The organism is Gordonia terrae, from assembly GCF_001698225.1.
GTDB lineage: Bacteria > Actinomycetota > Actinomycetes > Mycobacteriales > Mycobacteriaceae > Gordonia > Gordonia terrae.
The window spans coordinates 1,727,068-1,745,397 of the sequence record NZ_CP016594.1 but is presented as its reverse complement, the minus strand read 5'-3'; the positions used below and the strand labels follow the sequence as shown (position 1 = coordinate 1,745,397).

Here is an 18,330-nt window from a genome sequence, read left to right as displayed (position 1 = left end):
CCCCGGCACCGGGACATCAGTGGTGGAAGTGCGAACCGGTGTCGGACACGCGCGGCATCGGAGCGTCGAGACTGTCGAGGAAGTCGACCTCGGCCACGATGTCGGTCAGCAGCGCGGTCGCCAGATCATGGCTCAATCCCGCTCGTACGACGATGCGCTGCAGGGTCATCGACGCGAGGTTGTCCGCCATCGGGTAGGCGGGTACGAGCCAGCCCTTCATCCGGAGTCGGTCGGACAGGTCGAACAGTGTCCAGTTGTCGGTGTGATCGGACTTGAGTCGCCACGCGAAGACCGGGATGGTGTCGCCTCGACTCACCAGCTCGAACGGTCCGATCTCGGCGATCTTCCCGGACAGGTATTGCGCGACGTCCAGTGAGCTCTGCTGGATCTGGCGATACCCCTCCCGCCCGAGGCGCAGGAAGTTGTAGTACTGCAACAGAACCTGTGCGCCCGGACGCGAGAAGTTGAGCGCGAGGGTGGGCATGTCACCGCCCAGGTAGCTGCAGTGGAACACCATGCTCTCCGGCAGGGCTTCGGTGTCGCGCCAGATGATCCAGCCGAGGCCCGGGTAGACGAGGCCGTACTTGTGCCCGGAGGTGTTGATCGACACCACCCGCGGTACCCGGAAGTCCCATTCCAGTTCCGGCTGACAGAACGGGGCGATCATCGCGCCCGACGCACCGTCGACGTGGATCTTCACGTCCAGCCCGGTCGACGCCTGGATCTCGTCGAGCTTCTCCGAGATCGCTTTCACGGGCTCGTACAACCCGTTGTAGGTGACACCCATGATCGCCACGACACCGATCGTGTTCTCGTCGACGTACTTCTCGAGGTCGTGACCGTCCAAGACGACGTGGTCCTCGGTGACCGGAACCCACCGCGGCTCCACCTCGAAGTAGTTGAGGAACTTCTCCCAGCAGACCTGAACCGCGGTGGACAGCACGAGGTTCGGCGATTCGGTCGACTTGCCCTCGGCCTTGCGACGCGCCTGCCAGTGCCGCTTGAGTGCCAAGCCCCCGAGCATCGCCGCCTCCGACGAGCCGATGGTCGATGTCCCGATCGAACTCTCCACGTCGGGCACGTGCCACAGGTCGGCGAGGATCTTCCAGCACCGGTCCTCGATCGCCGCGGTCTGCGGGTACTCGTCCTTGTCGATCATGTTCTTGTCATAGGTCTCGCTATAGAGCTGTCGCGCCTCGTCGTCCATCCAGGTGGTGACGAACGTGGCGAGGTTGAGGCGTGCGTTGCCGTCGAGCATCGCCTCATCGTGCACGATCTGATACGCCGTCTGGGGCAGGCTCATTCCGTCCGGGATCTGGAACTTCGGCAGCTCGGTCGCCTCGCCGGGCCGCACGAAGACCGGGTTGATGAACAGCGAATCGGTTGCGTTGGTGGTTGTTCTGGCATTCGAATGCTCGGTGGTGGTCATACTCTCTCTCCTTGGGAGTAGGGGTTTCAGTCGGATTGACGTACTCGGGCAGTCCGTGGGTGACCTGGCTATCTAGACCTCGACCGGCGGGTAGAGACGGTCCATGTTGTACTGGCGGTTTCGGCGTGCCGCCCAGGTGGACACGGCGAGGAACACCGCCGTGAGTCCGGCCACCACACCGACCGCGATCCACAGGCGATGATCGACGCCGCCGACCGTCAGTTGCCGCAGGCCGTTGACGGTGTACGTCATCGGATCCACCCAGTGGATGTATTGGAACGGTTTCGTGGTGGTCGGGACGGGATAGATACCTCCCGCCGAGGTGAGCATGATCATCAGGAACGCCAAGGTCACCACTCGTCCGACCGCCGGACCGAACAGCGCGTTGAACATCTGGATCATCGCGAGGAACATGGCGACCATAAGCAGCATGAAGCCATATGTGGCAACGGGATACGCCGGTCGCAGACCGATCGCGAAGACCACCACGAGATAGAGGATGGTCGCTTGCAGCAGTCCGACCATGAAGGTCGGCGCGAACGACGCCAGGACCACGCGGAACGAATTGAGACCCTGCGCGATCGGCCGGGATTGCAACGGGTTGAACAGCATCCAGGCGATGATGCTGCCGACGAAGAGCGCGAGCCCGAAGAAGAACGGGGTGAAGCCGGTGCCGAAGGTCTTGGCCTCGTTGAGGGTGTTCTCCTTGAGCGCGACCGGGCGTGCCAGAGTGGCGGTCAGTTCGTCCTTCTGCTGTTGTGACCACGCGGGAATCGCCGCGACGCCCTCGTTGATCCCGTTCGCCAGTTGCTGGGTACCGGCCGCGAGTCGGACGGTACCCGCCGCGAGCTGGTCGGCGCCGTTGCTGAGCTCGACCAGACCGGTACTCAGTTGGTCGGCGCCGGAGCTCAGTTGCGAGGACGCCGAGCGCGCGGCGAGAACGTCATTGCGCAGGCCGTCGTCGGCGAACAGGCCCAGCGCGATCCGCGTCGGGCTCTGCGGGTTCGACAACTGGCCGGACAACAGTTGCGCGTCGGTTCGCAGCTGGGTGAGCTGGTTGTTCGCGTCGGGACTCGATCCGCCGGTGTCGAGCAGCGATTGGGCTGGTGCGATGGTGTCGGCGATGGCACGCACGTTGGGGTCAGGACTGGACCGCAGGCGGTTCACAGCGTCGGACAGCAGTCGACTCGCCTGTGACTGCCGTGAGGACACTGCTCCGAGCTGCTCGGCGATGGACCCGCTCGTGGCGCCCAGCCGAGACGCGGTCGCCGCGAGTTCCTGCGGACTCGGTCCGGAACCAGGGCCCTGACCGAGTGCGGCGATCAGCGGGGTCGTCGCGCGCTGGACGACCGTGTCGAGCTCATCGAGGGCGCCGGCCAGCTGCTGACTGCCGTCCCGCGCCGTCACCAGGTTGGTGGCCAGTTCCCCGGCACCGGTGTTCGCAGTCTTCATCCCGGCGTTCAGCTCGTTCGCACCGGCCTGCGCCTGTCGCAGCTTCGGGATCATCTGGCTGACGTCGTTCAGGACGATGTCGAAGGTCTGCGCGCCGACCTGCGCACCGACCTGGTTGACAACTTGCTGGGCGGCGTCCTGTCCCATGACCGTCGACAGGTAGTTGTTCGCGTCGTTGTAAGTGAAGATCAGCTCGGCCGATCGCGGCGTGCCGCTCGTCGGGGACGCCAGGGCCTCGCTGAAGTCCTCGGGCAGGGTGATCGAGAAGTAGTAGGTCCCGTTCGCGACGCCTTCCTCGGCCTCCTTTGCCGAGACGGGGTGGAGGTCGAGTTGCTTGGAAGCAATCAGACCTGCCGCGACCTGATCACCGGCTTTGAGAGGCTCCCCCTGGACGACGGCACCGCTGTCTGCGTTCACAAGGGCCACGGGAATCTTGTCGACGGCGTTGAACGGATTCCAGAATGCCCACAGGTAGAGCGCGCCGTACATCAGCGGCATGAGGATGATGACGATCAGCGCGAGTCGGGGCATGCGGCCCCGGTAGTAACGCTTGAAGTCGCTGCCCGGAGAGAATGCGGCAAGCATGTTCAGTTCCGATCTTCTGAGACGATTCGCACGAACTCGTGGTCGGTGAGGTTGTCGACCAGGAGGACCTCACGTATGCCGACACCTGGATGGACACCGTTGACGTCGGCGGTGATGACCGTCTGTTCACGCCCGAGGTCGACCAACCGCTCGAGTAGCCGGTGCGCGCTGCTGGTCCGCGTCATCCGGTCGACGCCGCCGGTGACGAGCAGTGGCGGTCGTCGCAGGTTCGCCATCGCGATGCGGAACAGTGCAGCCGTCAGTTCGGGCAGTTCCTCGACGAAGGCATCGAGGTGCGGAAGGGTCAGCGGCCCGAACACCGGTCGGCACAACCGCTCCAGATCGTCGGCCGTCGACTGCCCCACCCATCGGAACCACGGGGCCTGCCAGCGGATCTGCTCGGTCAGGACGTCACTTACCCTGATCGTCTGGTCGATGCCGTCGACCTCGTCGATGTCGGCGATCGCCGCGTTCTTGAAGAGCTTTCGGGCGTCGTTCGTCCTCCCGAAAGCGGTGAGTGAGCCGCTGGTGGGTGCCATCCGCCCGGCCAGTGTGAGCAGGAGTGCCGTTCGTCCACGACCGCCCGAACCCTGCAGGACCGTGACCCCGCCCGCGCGGATCGCCACGTCGGTGGGTCCGAAGATCGGCCCCCAGGAGGCACGTACCGCCACCCCCTCGGCGACAATCAGGAACTCATCCGAGTCGCGGAATTCGTCCGCGACGCCGATCGGACCAGGCCCTCCCTCTCCGGAATCTCCGGTCGCGCTCATGATGGACCTCTCATCAGGAGTGGCGTTCCGCGATGGAATGACGCGGAGATCAGCCCCTCGTTCGGCCCCGACGGCACACGACACAGAATCCTCGGCCCGTTCATCGGGACGTGAACCTGTTCGGACAACGCTTCGATTGAGACATCCACATGCCTGGCTCAGCATTCGTCACGGCCGGAGATTAGCGTCGAATTGCGTCGCGTCACAGCGGAAGTCCGCTATCGATCAATCGACATCAGGCCGGCGTCAGGTCGTCGCCTCGAACGATCCCCCGTCGTCGAGAAACACCGAACCGGGGTAGGCGAACCGAAACCAACATCGACAGAAAGTGCTGTTGTACAGCGCTTTTCACAACCTTCGCATCGAAACCGGGCGCTCCGGGCAGCGACCGGAATCGGGCGGGTGCCCACCGGTCGGGCACCCCGACGGTCGTACCCGACCAACCCAAACAGGGCACGAATCCGTGCCTGAAATGTCCCAAACCCAACCGTCGACACCGGACACATATTCGCGTCTGCATTCTGTGACCACAACGCAGCGAATCTGTGCCAGATGGGTCTCGAACCACCGGCAGGACGGTTCCCGAGTATTAATGTCCTGATCGACCGAGATGGTCACGGATTCGCGAAAGTCGATACCTTGCAGGGTTGATCGCATCCATTCAGCGACATCACCCGTTGACATCTTCGCGTACCGCCAGCTCCTTCGAGTCAATTCGCTCGTCTTATAAAGAAAGTGGTGATCAAGTATGTGCACCCGAGTCATTTGGCCTGACGCCGCGGGCGCAGTGCTCGTGGGCCGCAACATGGATTTCCACAAGGACTTGATGACCAACCTGTGGACCCAGCCCCGTGGGATCAGTCGCGACGACGGCGTCGAGGGAGAGCTGACCTGGACCTCGAAGTACGGGAGCGTGATCGCTGCTGCGTTCGACATCATCTCGGTCGATGGCATCAACGAAGCAGGACTCGCCGGTCACGTCCTCTGGCTGGCAGAATCCACATACGGCGAGCACGACAAATCCAGGCCTGCGCTCAGCCAGGCGGTCTGGCTGCAGTACTTCCTCGACAACTTCGCAACCGTCGCCGATGCCGTGCAGTGGGTCGAGGACACCAATGTTCAGGTCATCCAGATGCCGGATCCGACCGGCGGGAACCCGCCGACCATTCATCTCGCGCTCGACGATGCAACCGGCGACTCGGCGATCATCGAGTACATCGACGGGAAGCCGCGTGTCTATCACGACAGCTCCTTCCGGGTGATGACGAATTCACCGACCTATGACAAGCAGGTCGAGCTTCTCCGGCGTTGGGAGGGCCTCGGCGGCGACCAGCCCCTCCCCGGTGACACCGAGGCAGAGCACCGATTCGCGCGCGCGGCGTACTACTCCGGGCGACTACCCCAGCCGAAGAGCAAGGTCGAGGCTATCGCCGGGATGTTCAGCGTCATCCGCAATGCTGCGCAACCCTTCCGGTTGCCCGATCCCGGAAAACCCGATGCCTCCCAGACGATTTGGCAGACGGTGACCGACCTGACGAACAAGCGTTTCGTCTTCGAGTCGACCACACGGCCGAACATCGTCTGGGTCGACCTCGCGGATCTCGACTTCGCCGAGGACTCTCCGCAACTCAAACTCGACCTGCAGGGCAAACTGTCGGTCGAAGGCGGGATCGCCGGCAACGTCAGCGGACAGTTCGCCGATCAGGGTCCGATGACGTTCCTTTCCTTCGCACTCCTCGCCCAACTCGCCACACTGCAGGATCCGTCGCACCAGTCGTGACCACCGATCTGCCCGGCTGGCAGCCGACGGTGTGGATGCGGGCCCTCCTCGCCACACCGTCGGCGACATGGCCGCTGGGCCGGTCGATCCGGGGCGCGGTGACCGTTGCTGCCCCGGTGACCCTCGGTGCGCTGACCGGTCACCCTTTGGTCGGGATGTGGATCAGCATGGGAACGCTGCTGCTCGCGGCCGGCGAGAAGTCGGTGGCGTACCGGGCCCGCTTCCGACAGTTCGCGACGACCACACCACTCGCGGCCGCCGCGTACTGTCTCGGAGTCCTGTCCACCGCACCGGCCCCGGTCACCGTGGCCGTGATGGCCGTGATCGCCGGCGTCTCCGGCATCGTCAGCGGGTACTCGGGAACAGTGTCGGTGGCGACGATGCAGGCGATGGTGATCGCGGCGATCGCGATCGGGGTCCCAGCAGCTCGACCCTATTGGGAACCGGCGGTACTGTTCCTCGCCGGGGCGGTTCTCTATGCCGCGGGACTTGCGGTCGAGGTGGCCATCAGCCGGTCTCGGCCCCAGCGAGACTCATTGGTGACCCTGCTGCGGTCACTGTCCGTGCTCGCTCGCGCACAAGCTGCCGGCAACACCGATCTCGCCGTGGAGCGGGCGCAGGCCATCAGTGCGCTCGACGCCTTCGATCACATGGCCATCACCGGGCGCGGTACCGCAGGTGGACCGACCCCCGAGTACGACCGGGCAGCGGCCATCTCGCGGGCTGCCGATCAGCTGATGGCCCGCCTGCTCGCCGACGATGCAGATCGGGACCTATCCGTACAGACGGCGCCGCGGCTGGCCGAATGCGCCGCTGCACTCACCCATCGGCGCCGACCCGGGGCTCGCCCACCGGACGGGACGTTGATCCGCCTCGGCATGCTGGAGGACGCGATCTTCGGCGACGCGCCCTCGCCGGTATCGACCGCACCGCCCGAACGCACCACGCCGTCCCCGCCGGGTCCGGCCTTGCTCGCGTCGGCCGGCCGACTGGCCTTGTGCACAGCCATCGCCTACGCCATGTACTTCGTCCTGCCCGTCGCACATGGGTACTGGATCGCGCTGACCGTCGCGCTGGTGATGAAGCCCGACCTCGGTTCGGTATTCGGTCGTGCGGTCCTTCGTGGCATCGGCACCGTCGGCGGCGCCTGCGTCGCCGTCGCGGTCGGTGTTCTCCCTCATCAACCGATCATCTCCGGGCTTGTCATCGCGGTCCTTGCGGCAACCTTGCCCTGGGCCATGACGCGGTCATATCTGGGGCAAGCATTGGTGCTCACACCGCTGATCATGATTCTGCTCGATGTGGTCGTACCCCACGCATCGATCCTCCATCTCAGTGAAGCGCGGGTGGCCACGACGGTGATCGGCTGTGTCATCGTGATCGTCGTCGGCTACCTCGTCTGGCCGGGGGCTCGCCGCGTGCACATGGTCGAGTCATTCGGCGCCACGCTGACCGTTCTCGCACGGTACGCCCAAGACGTGGCGGGCAATGCGTCACCAGACGTCGTGACCGCCGATCGCCGGATCGTGTATCGACGGCTATCGGATGCGCGAACCTCGTTGCAGCGCACCCTCTCCGAGCCTCCCCCGGCGGGAGCTGAAGCCTGGGCCTGGATTCCGGTGGTCAGCGCGACGGAGCGCGTCGCCGACCGGGTCACAAGCGCATCCGCAGCGCGGACACCACCGGCGACGACCCCCGACGCCGACGAACTCTCGGTCCTCGCCGGCGAGCTCGCCGACCTCGACCATCAGGTCACCGCCGAGCACCGCGCACGCCGTACCCCGACACCACCCGCACGCGAAGCGCACTCCCCCGACCCCGCTGTGCGTGAACTCGCCGACGAACTCGCACATCTGCGGTCACTGATCGGTCGCGAATCCCGACCTGCGCCCCACGAACTGGACAGCACGACGCAGACCGACAGACGATAACCGTCCTCGTCGAACTCGACGGCTGGCTGTTGCCCGCGCCTCGTCGAAGGGTCACGTGCGGGCGCCGGCACGAACGGTCAGGTTCGGTCGGCCCCGAGCACTCGCGCCCCGGCTGCCGGACCGCTGGCGGTGCGGACCGAGCGCGCGACGCCGGCGCCGGACAGTTCCGCGGCAACGTTCACCGCGCTGGTCTCGTCGGCGCAGAGGAAGGCACACGTCGGACCCGAGCCCGAGACGATGCCGCCCAGCGCCCCGGCATCGACCCCGGCGCGCAGGGTCCGGCGGAGGGTCGGCTGCAGTGAGAGCGCGGCGGGTTGCAGGTCGTTGTGCAGGAGCGGCGCCACCGCGTGCGGGTCACCCGACGCCAGCGCCTGCATCAGTTCGTCGGGACGACGCAGCAGATCGCGCCCGGCGTCGTCGGCGCACTCGCCAGATCGGCTGTCGCGCAACCGATCCAGCTCGCCATACACCGCCGGCGTGGACAGCCCCTCCCGCGCGAGGGCCAGGACCCAGTGGAATTCTCCGCGGGAGAGGACCTGCATCAGCCGCTCGCCGCGTCCGGTGCCGAGTGCGGTGTTGCCGTGCAGCGCGAACGGCACGTCACTGCCCAGACCCGCGGCGATCGCGGCGAGGTCGTCCCGGCCGATGTCGAGTTTCCACAGCGCGGCCAGTGCGACGAGCGCCCCCGCGGCGTCGGCGCTGCCGCCGGCCATGCCGCCGGCAACCGGGATCGTCTTGTCGATGTCGATGGCGACCTTGCCGGAACGGTCCGCCCAGTCGGCCAGTGCCAGTGCCGCCCGAACCGCGAGGTTGGACTCGTCGGCCGGGACCGACGCGGCGCCCTCGCCGCGGACGGTGACGGTCATCTCGTTGGCACGGGCCACCCTGACGTCGTCGTGCAGGGACAGCGCCTGGAAGACGGTGACCAGGTCGTGGTAGCCGTCATCGCGGCGCGGACCCACCCCGAGGTGCAGATTGACCTTCGACGGAGCCCGCGCGGTGACGGAGTCCGACACCACCGACAGCGACGTTCGCGACACAATGATCCAGCCTAGCGCCCCGGGGTCGGCCCCGTGCCCACCGCCGCAACCGGTCGGGGGCCCAGCCGGGGTCGGTCAGGGGCGCCATCCGCGGTCCACGAGTTCGCCGACATGCTCGACGACGAGCACCGCGCCCGCATCGCGCAACTCCCCCTCCGCGAACCCACCGGACCGCACCGCCACGCAGTCCGCAGGCAGTCGGTGCGCCGACGCCACGTCCCACACCGTGTCGCCGACGACGACGGCCTTGCCGCCGCCGGCCTCGTCGAGGGCGACCGACAGGATGTCGGGTGCCGGCTTGGACGAATCGGCGTCGTCTGACGTGGTCACGGCGGCGAAGTCGTTCCGGGACAAACCCATCGACTCGAGCGCCGCGTCGGTGAACTCCGACTTGCCCGACGACGCCAGAGCGACCCGATACCCGGCGTCGAGCAACCCGCGGACCAGGTGGGCAGCGCCCGGCAGCGGCCGCACGTCGGGCAGCAGGTCACGGTACGCGCTCTCCCACTCGTCCCGGAGGGTGTCCCCCAGCGATTCCTCCACGTCGTCGCCGAGGATCTCGCCGACCAGACGATCACCACCCATGCCGATCGCCCGGTGCACCTGCCACCACTGCGGGGTCAGGTCGTGGCCGGCGAAGGCCCGCATCCACGCCAACGCGTGGAGGTAGGTGGAGTCGACGAGCGTACCGTCGACATCGAGAAGCACGGTGTCGATCGACCCATCCGCTCTGTGGTCAGGCATCTGCACCTCGTTTCCGGGGTCGAGAACCGCGCCCCGTCGTCGAATGTCCGCCTGCCCGGGCACCACCGTCTCGAGCGCCCAGGTTTCGGACCTACGACTCAACGCCTACACCGACGCGACCGATCTCGCAGAGGAGAACCCCATGGCAACCCGATTCGGCTACACCTTGATGACCGAGCAGGCCGGCCCGAAAGAGCTGGTGCGGTACGCAGTCGGCGCCGAAGACGCCGGCTTCGACTTCGAGGTGTCGAGCGACCACTACTTCCCATGGCTCTCGGCCCAGGGACACGCCCCGTACGCGTGGACGGTCCTCGGCGCCGTGGCCCACGCGACCGAGCGGGTCGACCTGATGACCTACGTGACATGCCCGACGATCCGCTATCACCCGGCGATCATCGCCCAGAAGGCCGCGACACTGCAGATCCTCGCCGACGGTCGCTTCACCCTCGGCCTGGGCTCCGGGGAGAACCTCAATGAACACGTCGTCGGCGAGGGCTGGCCGTCGGTCGCCGACCGTCAGGACATGCTCGCCGAGGCGATCGAGATCATCCGCAAGCTGCACACCGGCGAGCTCGTCGACTTCCGCGGCGAGTTCTTCCAGGTCGACGCGGCCCGGATCTGGGACCTCCCCGATCAGCCGGTCCCGATCGGTGTCGCGGTCGCGGGCAACGCGGGTATCGAGACGTTCGGTCCCCTCGCCGACCACCTGATCGCCGTCGAACCCGACGCCGATTTCATCAACGCCTGGAACGCCCATTCGTCGACCCCGACCGTCGACGGGCAGGGCTCGCGCGCGATCGGACAGATCCCGATCAGCTGGGATCGCAATCGCGACAAGGCGATCGAGCGCGCTCACGATCAGTTCCGCTGGTTCGCCGGCGGCTGGGATGTCAACGCCGACCTGCGCACCACCGCGGGATTCGCCGCCGCGACCCAGTTCGTGACGCCGGACGACGTGGCGGGCAACATCCCGTGTGGCCCCGACCTCGATCAGATCGTCGAGGCGGTGAAACCCTTCTGGGAGGCCGGTTTCACCGACATCGCGCTCGTCCAGATCGGCGGCGACACCCAGGAGGAGTTCCTGCGCGACGCCGCTCCCGAGCTGCTGGAGAAACTGCGCGCCGCGTCGAACTGAGTCCCGCGATTTCCATGCTCCCTGAGGAGCGAGCTTGCGAGCGTCACGAAGGGTTTTTCGCAGCGTGAGTCGCCAGACCCTTCGAGGCTCGTCGCTATCGCTCCTCGCACCTCAGGGAGCAGAGTCAGACGTCGCTCGCGCTGGCAAATCGAGCAGAGTGAGACGTCGCTCGCGCTGGTGCATCGAGCGGAATGAGTCGTCGCTCCTGGCTGGTTCAGAGACCAGCGGTCGTGCGGGCGAGCCGGACGAAATCGTCGACGTCGAGTTTCTCGCCGCGCACGCCGGGATCGATATCTGCTTCGCGCAGTCGGCGTTCGGCCTCGGCCGCCGACCCGGCCCATCCGGCCAGTGCCGACCGCATCGTCTTGCGGCGCTGGGCGAATGCCGCGTCGATCGCCGCGAACACCCGCGCGCGTTCGACCGGATCGGTGGAGTGATCGTCGGTGCGTTCGATACGGACGAGCCCCGATTCGACCTTGGGTTCGGGCCAGAACACGTTGCGTCCCACCGCACCGGCGCGGCTCACGCGCCCGTGGTAACGCGCCTTGACGCTCGGCACGCCGTAGGTCCGGCTGCCCGGGCCCGCGGCGAGGCGGTCGGCGACCTCCGCCTGCACCATCACCAGGGCGGTGGTGATCTCGGGGAAGAGACCGAGCAGGTGCAACAGGACCGGCACCGACACGTTGTACGGCAGGTTCGCGACGAGCGCGGTGGGCACCGCGGGGAGGTCGTCGCGCGTCACCTGCAGCGCATCGGCGAGAATGACCTGAAAATTGTCCTGACGGCCCGGCGCGTACTCCACGATCGTCGCCGGAAGACGTTGGGCGAGAACCGGATCGATCTCGATCGCGACGACCTTGCCGGCGGTTCCGAGGAGCGCGAGGGTGAGCGAGCCCAACCCCGGACCGACCTCGAGAACGGTGTCCTCGGGACCGACACCCGACGCGGCGACGATCCGCCGGACCGTGTTCGCGTCGTGGACGAAGTTCTGTCCCAGCGTCTTGGTCGGCCGGACGCCGACCTCGGCCGCGAGTTCCCGGATCTGTGCGGGACCGAGCAGACGGGGAGCCTCGTCGGGCTTGCCCGCGGGCGTCTCGTCAGGTGCCGGCGTCTCGTCGATCAGCGCAGGCCCAGCTTGGACGAGCAGGACGGCCACGCGCCCCAGCCCTGGACCGCCTGGGTCTTGCTGGCGACGGCGATCTGCTCCTCGCGGCTGGCGAGGTCGGCGCGCGGCGCATACTCGAGACCGCCCCAGCGTTCCCAGGTGTTCTGGTCGAACTGCACCCCGCCGTAGAAACCGTTGCCCGTGTTGATGGCCCAGTTCCCGGTCGCCTCGCACGCGGCGAGAGCGTCCCAGACGGACCCGAACGGCACGAACGGCGCGCCCGGTTTGGTGCCGATGCGGACGGTGGCCGCGACCGGTTCGGTGAGCACTTCACTGGTCAGCTTGTCGCGCTTGACAACTCGGCCGTTGACGGTGGTGACCTTGTACGTCACGCGCGCCTCACCGGGCGTGCCCTTCTTCTCGACCACCTTGCGATCGCGGATGAGGGTCGGATCTTCCTTCTTGACCTCCGGCGGCGCGACCGGCTCGGTGAGCGTGACGTCCTCGGTCTTGATCCGCGTGACGACGATCTTCAGATTCGGGGTGACCTTGGTGTCGGCCGCGGGAGTGACCTTGTCCTCGGCGCCCAGCGGCGTCCCGAGCGACTCGAGCAGATCCTTGACGGTGTGCGCGGCGACGGTCGGACGCTTCTTGGCCGGCCCGTCGACGAGGTTCACCGGCTTGGGCAGTGCGACCTCGATCTGGCCGCCGCCGACCGGCAGCTCCTGGCCGAACGCGGTCTCCTCGGCGGCGTGGGTCAACCCACGCTCGGCCATCAGCTGGTCCACGGTCGAGGCGTTGGTGACGATGGTCTCGCGCTTGCCCTCGATGTCGAGGGTGAGCTGCTTGAGCTTGTTCACCCGGATGGTCTGGCCGTCGCCGAAGCCGGAGTCGGGCGCGGGGCTCACCTTGTCACCGTCGGCGGGCGCCAGCCCCTCGGACTCGAGGAGGCTCTCGACGGACATCGCCATGGTGGACACGTGCCGGACGTCGCCGTCGACGTCGATCGCGACGTTCTTGTGCATGGTGACGCCCATGATCCCGCCGGCCGCGACAGTGGCGCAGACGGCGCCGACCGCGACGCGGACACGCAACGAGTTCGATCCGTTGATCTTGGCGAACACCGACTTGGACGACACCGGCTCGGACGACTCTGAATTGGGCAAGGAAGACAAGGGCACGACATCCTGATAGGCAACACTGGCACCACGCCCGCCGAGTGGATCAGCACGTCGGCCAGGCGGATCACAGTACGATAACGAACCGGCCAGATTATGGCAAAGGGATGCCGTAGACCCGTCGCGCGTTGGCTCCGAGAAGACGCGCCATCTCCACATCGGTCACGCCGCGCACCTCGGCGAGCGCTCGCGCCGTGTACGGGAGGCAGTAGGACTGATTCGGCTGGCCACGGTAGGGATGCGGGGTCAGGAACGGGGCGTCGGTCTCGACGAGGATCTGGTCGTCGGGCACGAGTTCGGCCGCGACCCGGAGCTCGTCGGCGTTGGCGAAGCTCACAGTGCCGGCGAAGCTGAGCATGAAGCCACGGTCGACACATTCGCGGGCAACGTTTCGGTCACCGGAGAAGCAGTGCATGATCACGGAGTCGGGTGCCCCCTCCGCGGCCAAGATGTCCAGCAGGTCGCGGTCGGCCTCGCGGTTGTGGATCATCAGGGGTTTGCCCACACGCTTCGCGAGGTCGATGTGCCAGCGGAAGGCCTCGTGCTGCACCTCGGGCGGCGCGCACTCGTCCGACTTCCCGGGCCAGTAGTAGTCGAGCCCGGTCTCGCCCACGGCGACGACGCGCGGATGACGAACCATCTGCTCGAGTTCGGCGGCAGTCTCGTCGTTCAGATCGCCGGCGTGCATCGGGTGCAGGGCCACCGCCGCGTACACCCGGTCGTCCCAGTCCGCGGCGGCGACCGCCCAGCGCGCGTCGACCATGTCGTCGGCAACCGTGACGACATGGTCGACACCGACGGTCTGCGCGTGGTCGCAGATCGCACGGACCGTCTCGGCATCGCGCCCGCCACACGCGGCCAGGTGGGTGTGGGCGTCGACGAGGCCGGGCAGGGGCGCCGGGTCGGGCGGTGGTTCGCGTCGACGCCGCTTCCTGGCGGCCTTGTTGCTCAGAGATTCGTCGCCGCTCGTCTCGGGATCGCTCTTGTCCGGGGCGCCAGGGGCGTCGCTCATGGCACCACCTTGGCACAGCGCGCCGACACCCTCCGGTTGCGGCCCTCACACCCGGGCATCCGGGTCAGAGCGTCACCGTGCCCTCGATCACCGTCGTCGTGTCGCCACCGATCCAGATGTTCTCGCCGTCGTCGTGGACGTGAACGCGTCCGGCACGGCCAAGTGCGGCGCCCTGGGCCGCGACATACGACGCCGGGGCGTGACCGTTCGCACGCAGCCACATCGCGATACCCGCGTTGAGACTGCCCGTCACCGGGTCCTCGGGGACGCCGATGCCCGGCACGAAGGCCCGGACCTCTCCGAAGACCTCACCGTCCGAGTCGTACATCCCGAACAATCCGACCTTGTGATCGCCGAGCGCCGGGATGTCCGGCGTCACCTCGAGCACCCGCTCCCCGGACGCGAGTTGCAGCACCATCCATTCCGGCCCGTTGTCGACCCACTCGGCCGCGAGGACCTCGCCGGCCGCGATCCCCAGTGCGGCGGCGACCTCGGCGACGACCGCGGACTCGACGGGGCCGGATCGTCGCAACGGCGGTGCCGCGAAGGCCAGCCGTGCACCCGAACGGCGGAGTCGAACCAGGCCGACGCCGCACTCCTGCACGATGTCCTCCCCCGCAGGGCGGCCGCCCGTCGTCAGCCACGCATGCGCGGAACCGAGCGTGGGGTGACCGGCGAAGGGCAACTCCCCGTCCGGGGTGAAGATCCGCAGGCGGTAGTCGGCTGCGGCGTCGGTCGGCGGCAGCACGAACGTCGTCTCCGACAGATTGGTCCAGCGGGCGAATGCCGCCATCCGGTCGTCGGGGATGTCGGCGGCATCGAGCACCACGGCCACCGGGTTACCACCGGTTCCGGTGGCGGAGAACACATCGATCTGGGCGAAACGTCGGGTCATCGGTTCATCGTCTCACCCTCAGTTGCAGCCCGGTCAAAGGTTTTTCGGGCCCGTCACCCCGGGACGGCGAGCGGTCGCCCGCCGCCGCGAGCACCACCACCGCGGGAAAACGGTTCGCCCGGCCGCGCAAATCGCGCCGGAGTCGTCCGGGACGGGTAGCGTGGCGAAGCGTGTTGGGATTGCCAGATTCGATCACCGTCGCACTGTTCGACCTCGACGGGGTTCTCACCGAGACCGCGGTGTTGCACCGCAAGGCATGGAAGAAGGCGTTCGACGCCTTCCTCGCCGCGCGTGCGGGCGGCGCGGACCATGCCGATTTCGTCGAGTTCACCGACCAGGACTACCTCGACTACGTCGACGGACGTCCCCGGGAAGACGGCGTGCGAGCCTTCCTCGCCTCCCGCGGCATCGACGACGTCGACCCGCAGACCGTGACCGCCATCGGGAACGGGAAGAACGACATGTTCCTGGTGTCCCTGGCCGAGGACGGCGGGCAGGCATATCCGGGTTCGGTGCGGTACCTCGAGGCGGCTCGTGACGCGGGTCTCCGGATCGCGGTCGTGACCTCCTCGAAGAACGGAGCAGCAGTGCTGGATGCAGCGGATCTGTCGAGATTCGTCGAGGTCCGGGTGGACGGGCTCGACATCGTGTCGAAGGGCCTGAACGGCAAACCCGCTCCCGACTCGTTCCTCCTGGGCGCCGAGCAGATGGGCGTCGAACCCGCTGCGGCAGCGGTCTTCGAAGACGCCATCTCCGGCATCCGGGCCGGCAGCGCGGGCGAATTCGGCTACGTCGTCGGCGTCGACCGTGTCGGCGGTGGGCAGGCCGAGGCGATGCGCGCGGCCGGCGCCGACGTCGTCGTGACGGACCTCGACGAATTGCTCCCCGCATGACCGCCGAGCACGGCCACGACTTCGGCTTCGAGATCCACCCGTGGCAGCTCAAGTGGCGCGGCGGAGTCGACCTCGACATGCTCGGCCGGACCGAGACACTCTTCGCACTGTCCAACGGACACATCGGTTTACGCGGGTCGTTCGAAGAGGGCGAGCCCGTCGATCATCCCGGCACCTATCTCAACGGCTTCTACGAACTGCGCGGCCTGCCCTACGCGGAGAGCGGTTACGGTTACCCCGAGTCGGGACAGACCGTCGTCAACGTGACCGACGGCAAGATCATCCGGCTGCTCGTCGAGGACGAGCCGATGGACCTCCGGTACGGGCGTACCGAAGAACACGAGCGGACCCTCGACTTCCGTACCGGCACACTGCGTCGCCACACCGTCTGGACCTCACCCACGGGCCGCAAGGTGCGCATCAAATCCGAGCGGCTCGTGTCGTTCACCAAGCGCACCATCGCCGCGATCCGGTATGAGGTCGAGCCGGTCGACGAGGACATGAAGCTCGTCCTGCAGTCGGACCTCCTCGCCAACGAGCCGGTGCCCGCCCCCGGGAACGACCCGCGTCTGGCGGCCGCGCTCGACGCACCCCTCGTCTCCGATCTCGCGACATGCCGCAACTACTGGGGCATGCTGGTCCACCACACCAAGAAGTCCGGCCTGCACATCGCGGCCGGGATGGATCACGAGATCTACTTCCCGGACAAGGCGGACACGTTCATCCGCGCCGACGGCGACCTCGCCCGGCTCACCATCGCGGCGAACGTGCCGAAGGGCAAGAGCCTCACGCTGACCAAGTACATGGGGTACGGCTGGTCGGCGCGGCGTTCGGTGCCGGCACTGCGCGCCCAGGTCGACGCGGCCCTCGCGATGGCGATGGAGACCGGCTGGGACTCACTCAAGGCCGACCAGGTCCGCTACCTCGAGGACTTCTGGCGCGACGCCGATGTCGAACTCGACGGCGATCCGGAGCTGCAGCAGGCCGTCCGGTTCGCGCTCTTCCACGTGTTGCAGGCCGGCGCACGCGGTCAGTCCCGCGCCATCCCGGCCAAGGGCCTCACCGGCCCCGGCTACGACGGTCACACCTTCTGGGACACCGAGAGTTTCATCCTGCCGATGCTCACCTACACGGTCCCCGCCGCCGCCGGCGAGGAACTGCGGTGGCGCCACTCCACCATGGACAAGGCGAAGTCCCGCGCCGCCGAGCTCGGCCAGCGTGGGGCGATGTTCCCGTGGCGGTCGATCAACGGCGACGAGTGTTCGGGCTACTGGCCCGCCGGCACCGCAGGCGTGCACGTGTCCGCCGACATCGCCAACGCCACCGCTCGCTACCTGCGAGCGACCAACGACGAGCAGTTCGAAACCGAGTGCGGCGTCGAACTGCTCGTGGAGACCGCGCGACTGTTCGCCGGGCTGGGTCACCACGATGTGAACGGGAAGTTCCGCATCGACGGGGTGACGGGTCCCGACGAGTACACCGCGGTCGTGAACAACAACACCTTCACCAATCTCGCAGCGCAACAGAACCTGCGGGACGCGGTGGCCGCCGTGCACCGCCGGCCCGATCTCGCCGAGCATCTCGGGGTCACGACCGCCGAGGCGGCGCACTGGGAGGCGTGCGCCGACGACATGACGATCCCCTACGACGACGCCCTCGGCGTCCACCAGCAGTGCGAGTCGTTCACCCTGCTGGGCGCCTGGGATTTCGAGTCCTCGGTCGGGCGGTATCCGCTGCTGCTGAACTATCCGTACTACGACCTCTACCGCAAGCAGGTGGTCAAGCAGGCCGACCTGGTCTTCGCGACCTATCTGTTCGGCGATGCCTTCACCCCCGAGCAGAAACTGCGCAACTTCGACTACTACTACCCGCTCACCGTCCGCGACTCGTCCCTGTCGGCGTGCTGTGAGGCGGTCACCGCGGCCGAGGTCGGCTACCCCGATCTCGCCTACGATCTGCTCGCCGAGTCGGTGTTCACCGACCTGCACGACCTGCACAACAACGTCAGCAGCGGACTGCACATCGCGGCGCTCGCGGGTGCCTGGACCGACTGCGTGGCCGGCTTCGGCGGCATGCGCGACTTCGGCGGGAACATCACGTTCGCGCCCCGGCTCCCGAAGCGGCTGACCTACATGTCGTTCCGCATGATCATCCGTGACTCGAAGATCGTCGTGGCCGTCGACAAGGACAACGCGACCTATCGGTTGCTGTCGGGCCCGCCGATCGACCTCGCGCATCACGGCGAGAAGTTCACTCTCGAGTCCGCCCCGATGACCATGCACATCCCGGAACTGGAATATCGCGAGCCGCCCAAGGCCCCGCCCGGGTGTGATCCGTATCGTCGGGAGATCTAAGGCCCCCGACGCTTGACCTTGACACGG

At 67.2% G+C, this 18,330-nt stretch carries 14 protein-coding genes; 5 read left to right on the top strand and 9 right to left on the bottom strand.

Annotation, left to right across the window (positions count from 1 at the left end):
- Nucleotides 1-16 precede the first annotated feature (16 nt).
- From gad to BCM27_RS07895, 3 genes are all read right to left on the bottom strand, one after another.
- Nucleotides 17-1,429 carry a glutamate decarboxylase gene (gene gad, locus BCM27_RS07905; RefSeq protein WP_004019657.1) on the bottom strand — a complete coding sequence of 471 codons (1,413 nt, stop codon included), beginning with the start codon at nt 1,427-1,429 and terminating at the stop codon, nt 17-19.
- Nucleotides 1,430-1,501: 72 nt separating this feature from the next.
- Entirely contained in the window at nt 1,502-3,466 is a 1,965-nt protein-coding gene (locus BCM27_RS07900; protein WP_004019658.1) for a YhgE/Pip family protein, read from the bottom strand.
- Between the two features lie 2 nt (nt 3,467-3,468).
- A complete protein-coding gene (locus tag BCM27_RS07895) occupies nt 3,469-4,236 on the bottom strand; it encodes a hypothetical protein (protein WP_004019659.1) in 768 nt (255 codons plus the stop codon).
- 748 nt (nt 4,237-4,984) lie between these two features.
- Here BCM27_RS07895 and BCM27_RS07890 point away from each other — a divergent pair.
- Together BCM27_RS07890 and BCM27_RS07885 are read left to right on the top strand one after the other, a co-directional pair.
- Entirely contained in the window at nt 4,985-6,016 is a 1,032-nt protein-coding gene (locus BCM27_RS07890) for a linear amide C-N hydrolase (protein WP_004019660.1), read from the top strand.
- Nucleotides 6,013-7,947: an FUSC family protein gene (locus tag BCM27_RS07885; RefSeq protein WP_004019661.1), complete on the top strand. Its 1,935-nt coding sequence runs from the start codon at nt 6,013-6,015 to the stop codon at nt 7,945-7,947. Before BCM27_RS07890 ends, BCM27_RS07885 begins: the two co-directional genes overlap by 4 nt.
- 77 nt (nt 7,948-8,024) lie before the next feature.
- Here BCM27_RS07885 and BCM27_RS07880 read toward each other — a convergent pair whose 3' ends face one another.
- Nucleotides 8,025-8,987 (bottom strand): 4-(cytidine 5'-diphospho)-2-C-methyl-D-erythritol kinase, encoded by a 963-nt coding sequence (locus BCM27_RS07880; protein ID WP_004019662.1) that lies wholly within the window; start codon nt 8,985-8,987, stop codon nt 8,025-8,027.
- A 75-nt stretch (nt 8,988-9,062) separates the two neighbouring features.
- Entirely contained in the window at nt 9,063-9,731 is a 669-nt protein-coding gene (locus BCM27_RS07875) for an HAD family hydrolase (RefSeq protein ID WP_004019663.1), read from the bottom strand.
- A 142-nt stretch (nt 9,732-9,873) separates the two neighbouring features.
- Between BCM27_RS07875 and BCM27_RS07870 the strand changes: the two genes are divergently transcribed.
- Entirely contained in the window at nt 9,874-10,866 is a 993-nt protein-coding gene (locus BCM27_RS07870; RefSeq protein WP_033203797.1) for an LLM class F420-dependent oxidoreductase, read from the top strand.
- Between the two features lie 214 nt (nt 10,867-11,080).
- Here the strand turns inward: BCM27_RS07870 and rsmA are convergent, their stop codons facing one another.
- The 4 genes from rsmA to BCM27_RS07850 all read right to left on the bottom strand — a co-directional run bounded on the left by rsmA (nt 11,081) and on the right by BCM27_RS07850 (nt 15,056).
- The gene (gene rsmA, locus BCM27_RS07865; RefSeq protein ID WP_004019665.1) at nt 11,081-12,022 is read right to left on the bottom strand and encodes a 16S rRNA (adenine(1518)-N(6)/adenine(1519)-N(6))-dimethyltransferase RsmA; all 942 of its coding nucleotides are present in this window, start codon (nt 12,020-12,022) and stop codon (nt 11,081-11,083) included.
- Nucleotides 11,986-13,110 (bottom strand): resuscitation-promoting factor, encoded by a 1,125-nt coding sequence (locus BCM27_RS07860; RefSeq protein WP_064569339.1) that lies wholly within the window; start codon nt 13,108-13,110, stop codon nt 11,986-11,988. Before BCM27_RS07860 ends, rsmA begins: the two co-directional genes overlap by 37 nt.
- 133 nt (nt 13,111-13,243) lie before the next feature.
- Nucleotides 13,244-14,161 carry a TatD family hydrolase gene (locus BCM27_RS07855; RefSeq protein ID WP_004019667.1) on the bottom strand — a complete coding sequence of 306 codons (918 nt, stop codon included), beginning with the start codon at nt 14,159-14,161 and terminating at the stop codon, nt 13,244-13,246.
- Between the two features lie 64 nt (nt 14,162-14,225).
- Nucleotides 14,226-15,056: a PhzF family phenazine biosynthesis protein gene (locus BCM27_RS07850; RefSeq protein ID WP_004019669.1), complete on the bottom strand. Its 831-nt coding sequence runs from the start codon at nt 15,054-15,056 to the stop codon at nt 14,226-14,228.
- Between the two features lie 170 nt (nt 15,057-15,226).
- On the opposite strand from BCM27_RS07850, the gene BCM27_RS07845 reads away from it, so the two are divergent.
- Nucleotides 15,227-15,949 (top strand): beta-phosphoglucomutase family hydrolase, encoded by a 723-nt coding sequence (locus BCM27_RS07845; RefSeq protein ID WP_004019671.1) that lies wholly within the window; start codon nt 15,227-15,229, stop codon nt 15,947-15,949.
- Entirely contained in the window at nt 15,946-18,303 is a 2,358-nt protein-coding gene (locus tag BCM27_RS07840; RefSeq protein ID WP_004019672.1) for a glycoside hydrolase family 65 protein, read from the top strand. The genes BCM27_RS07845 and BCM27_RS07840 overlap by 4 nt, the downstream gene beginning before the upstream one ends.
- The last annotated feature ends 27 nt before the right edge of the window (nt 18,304-18,330 follow it).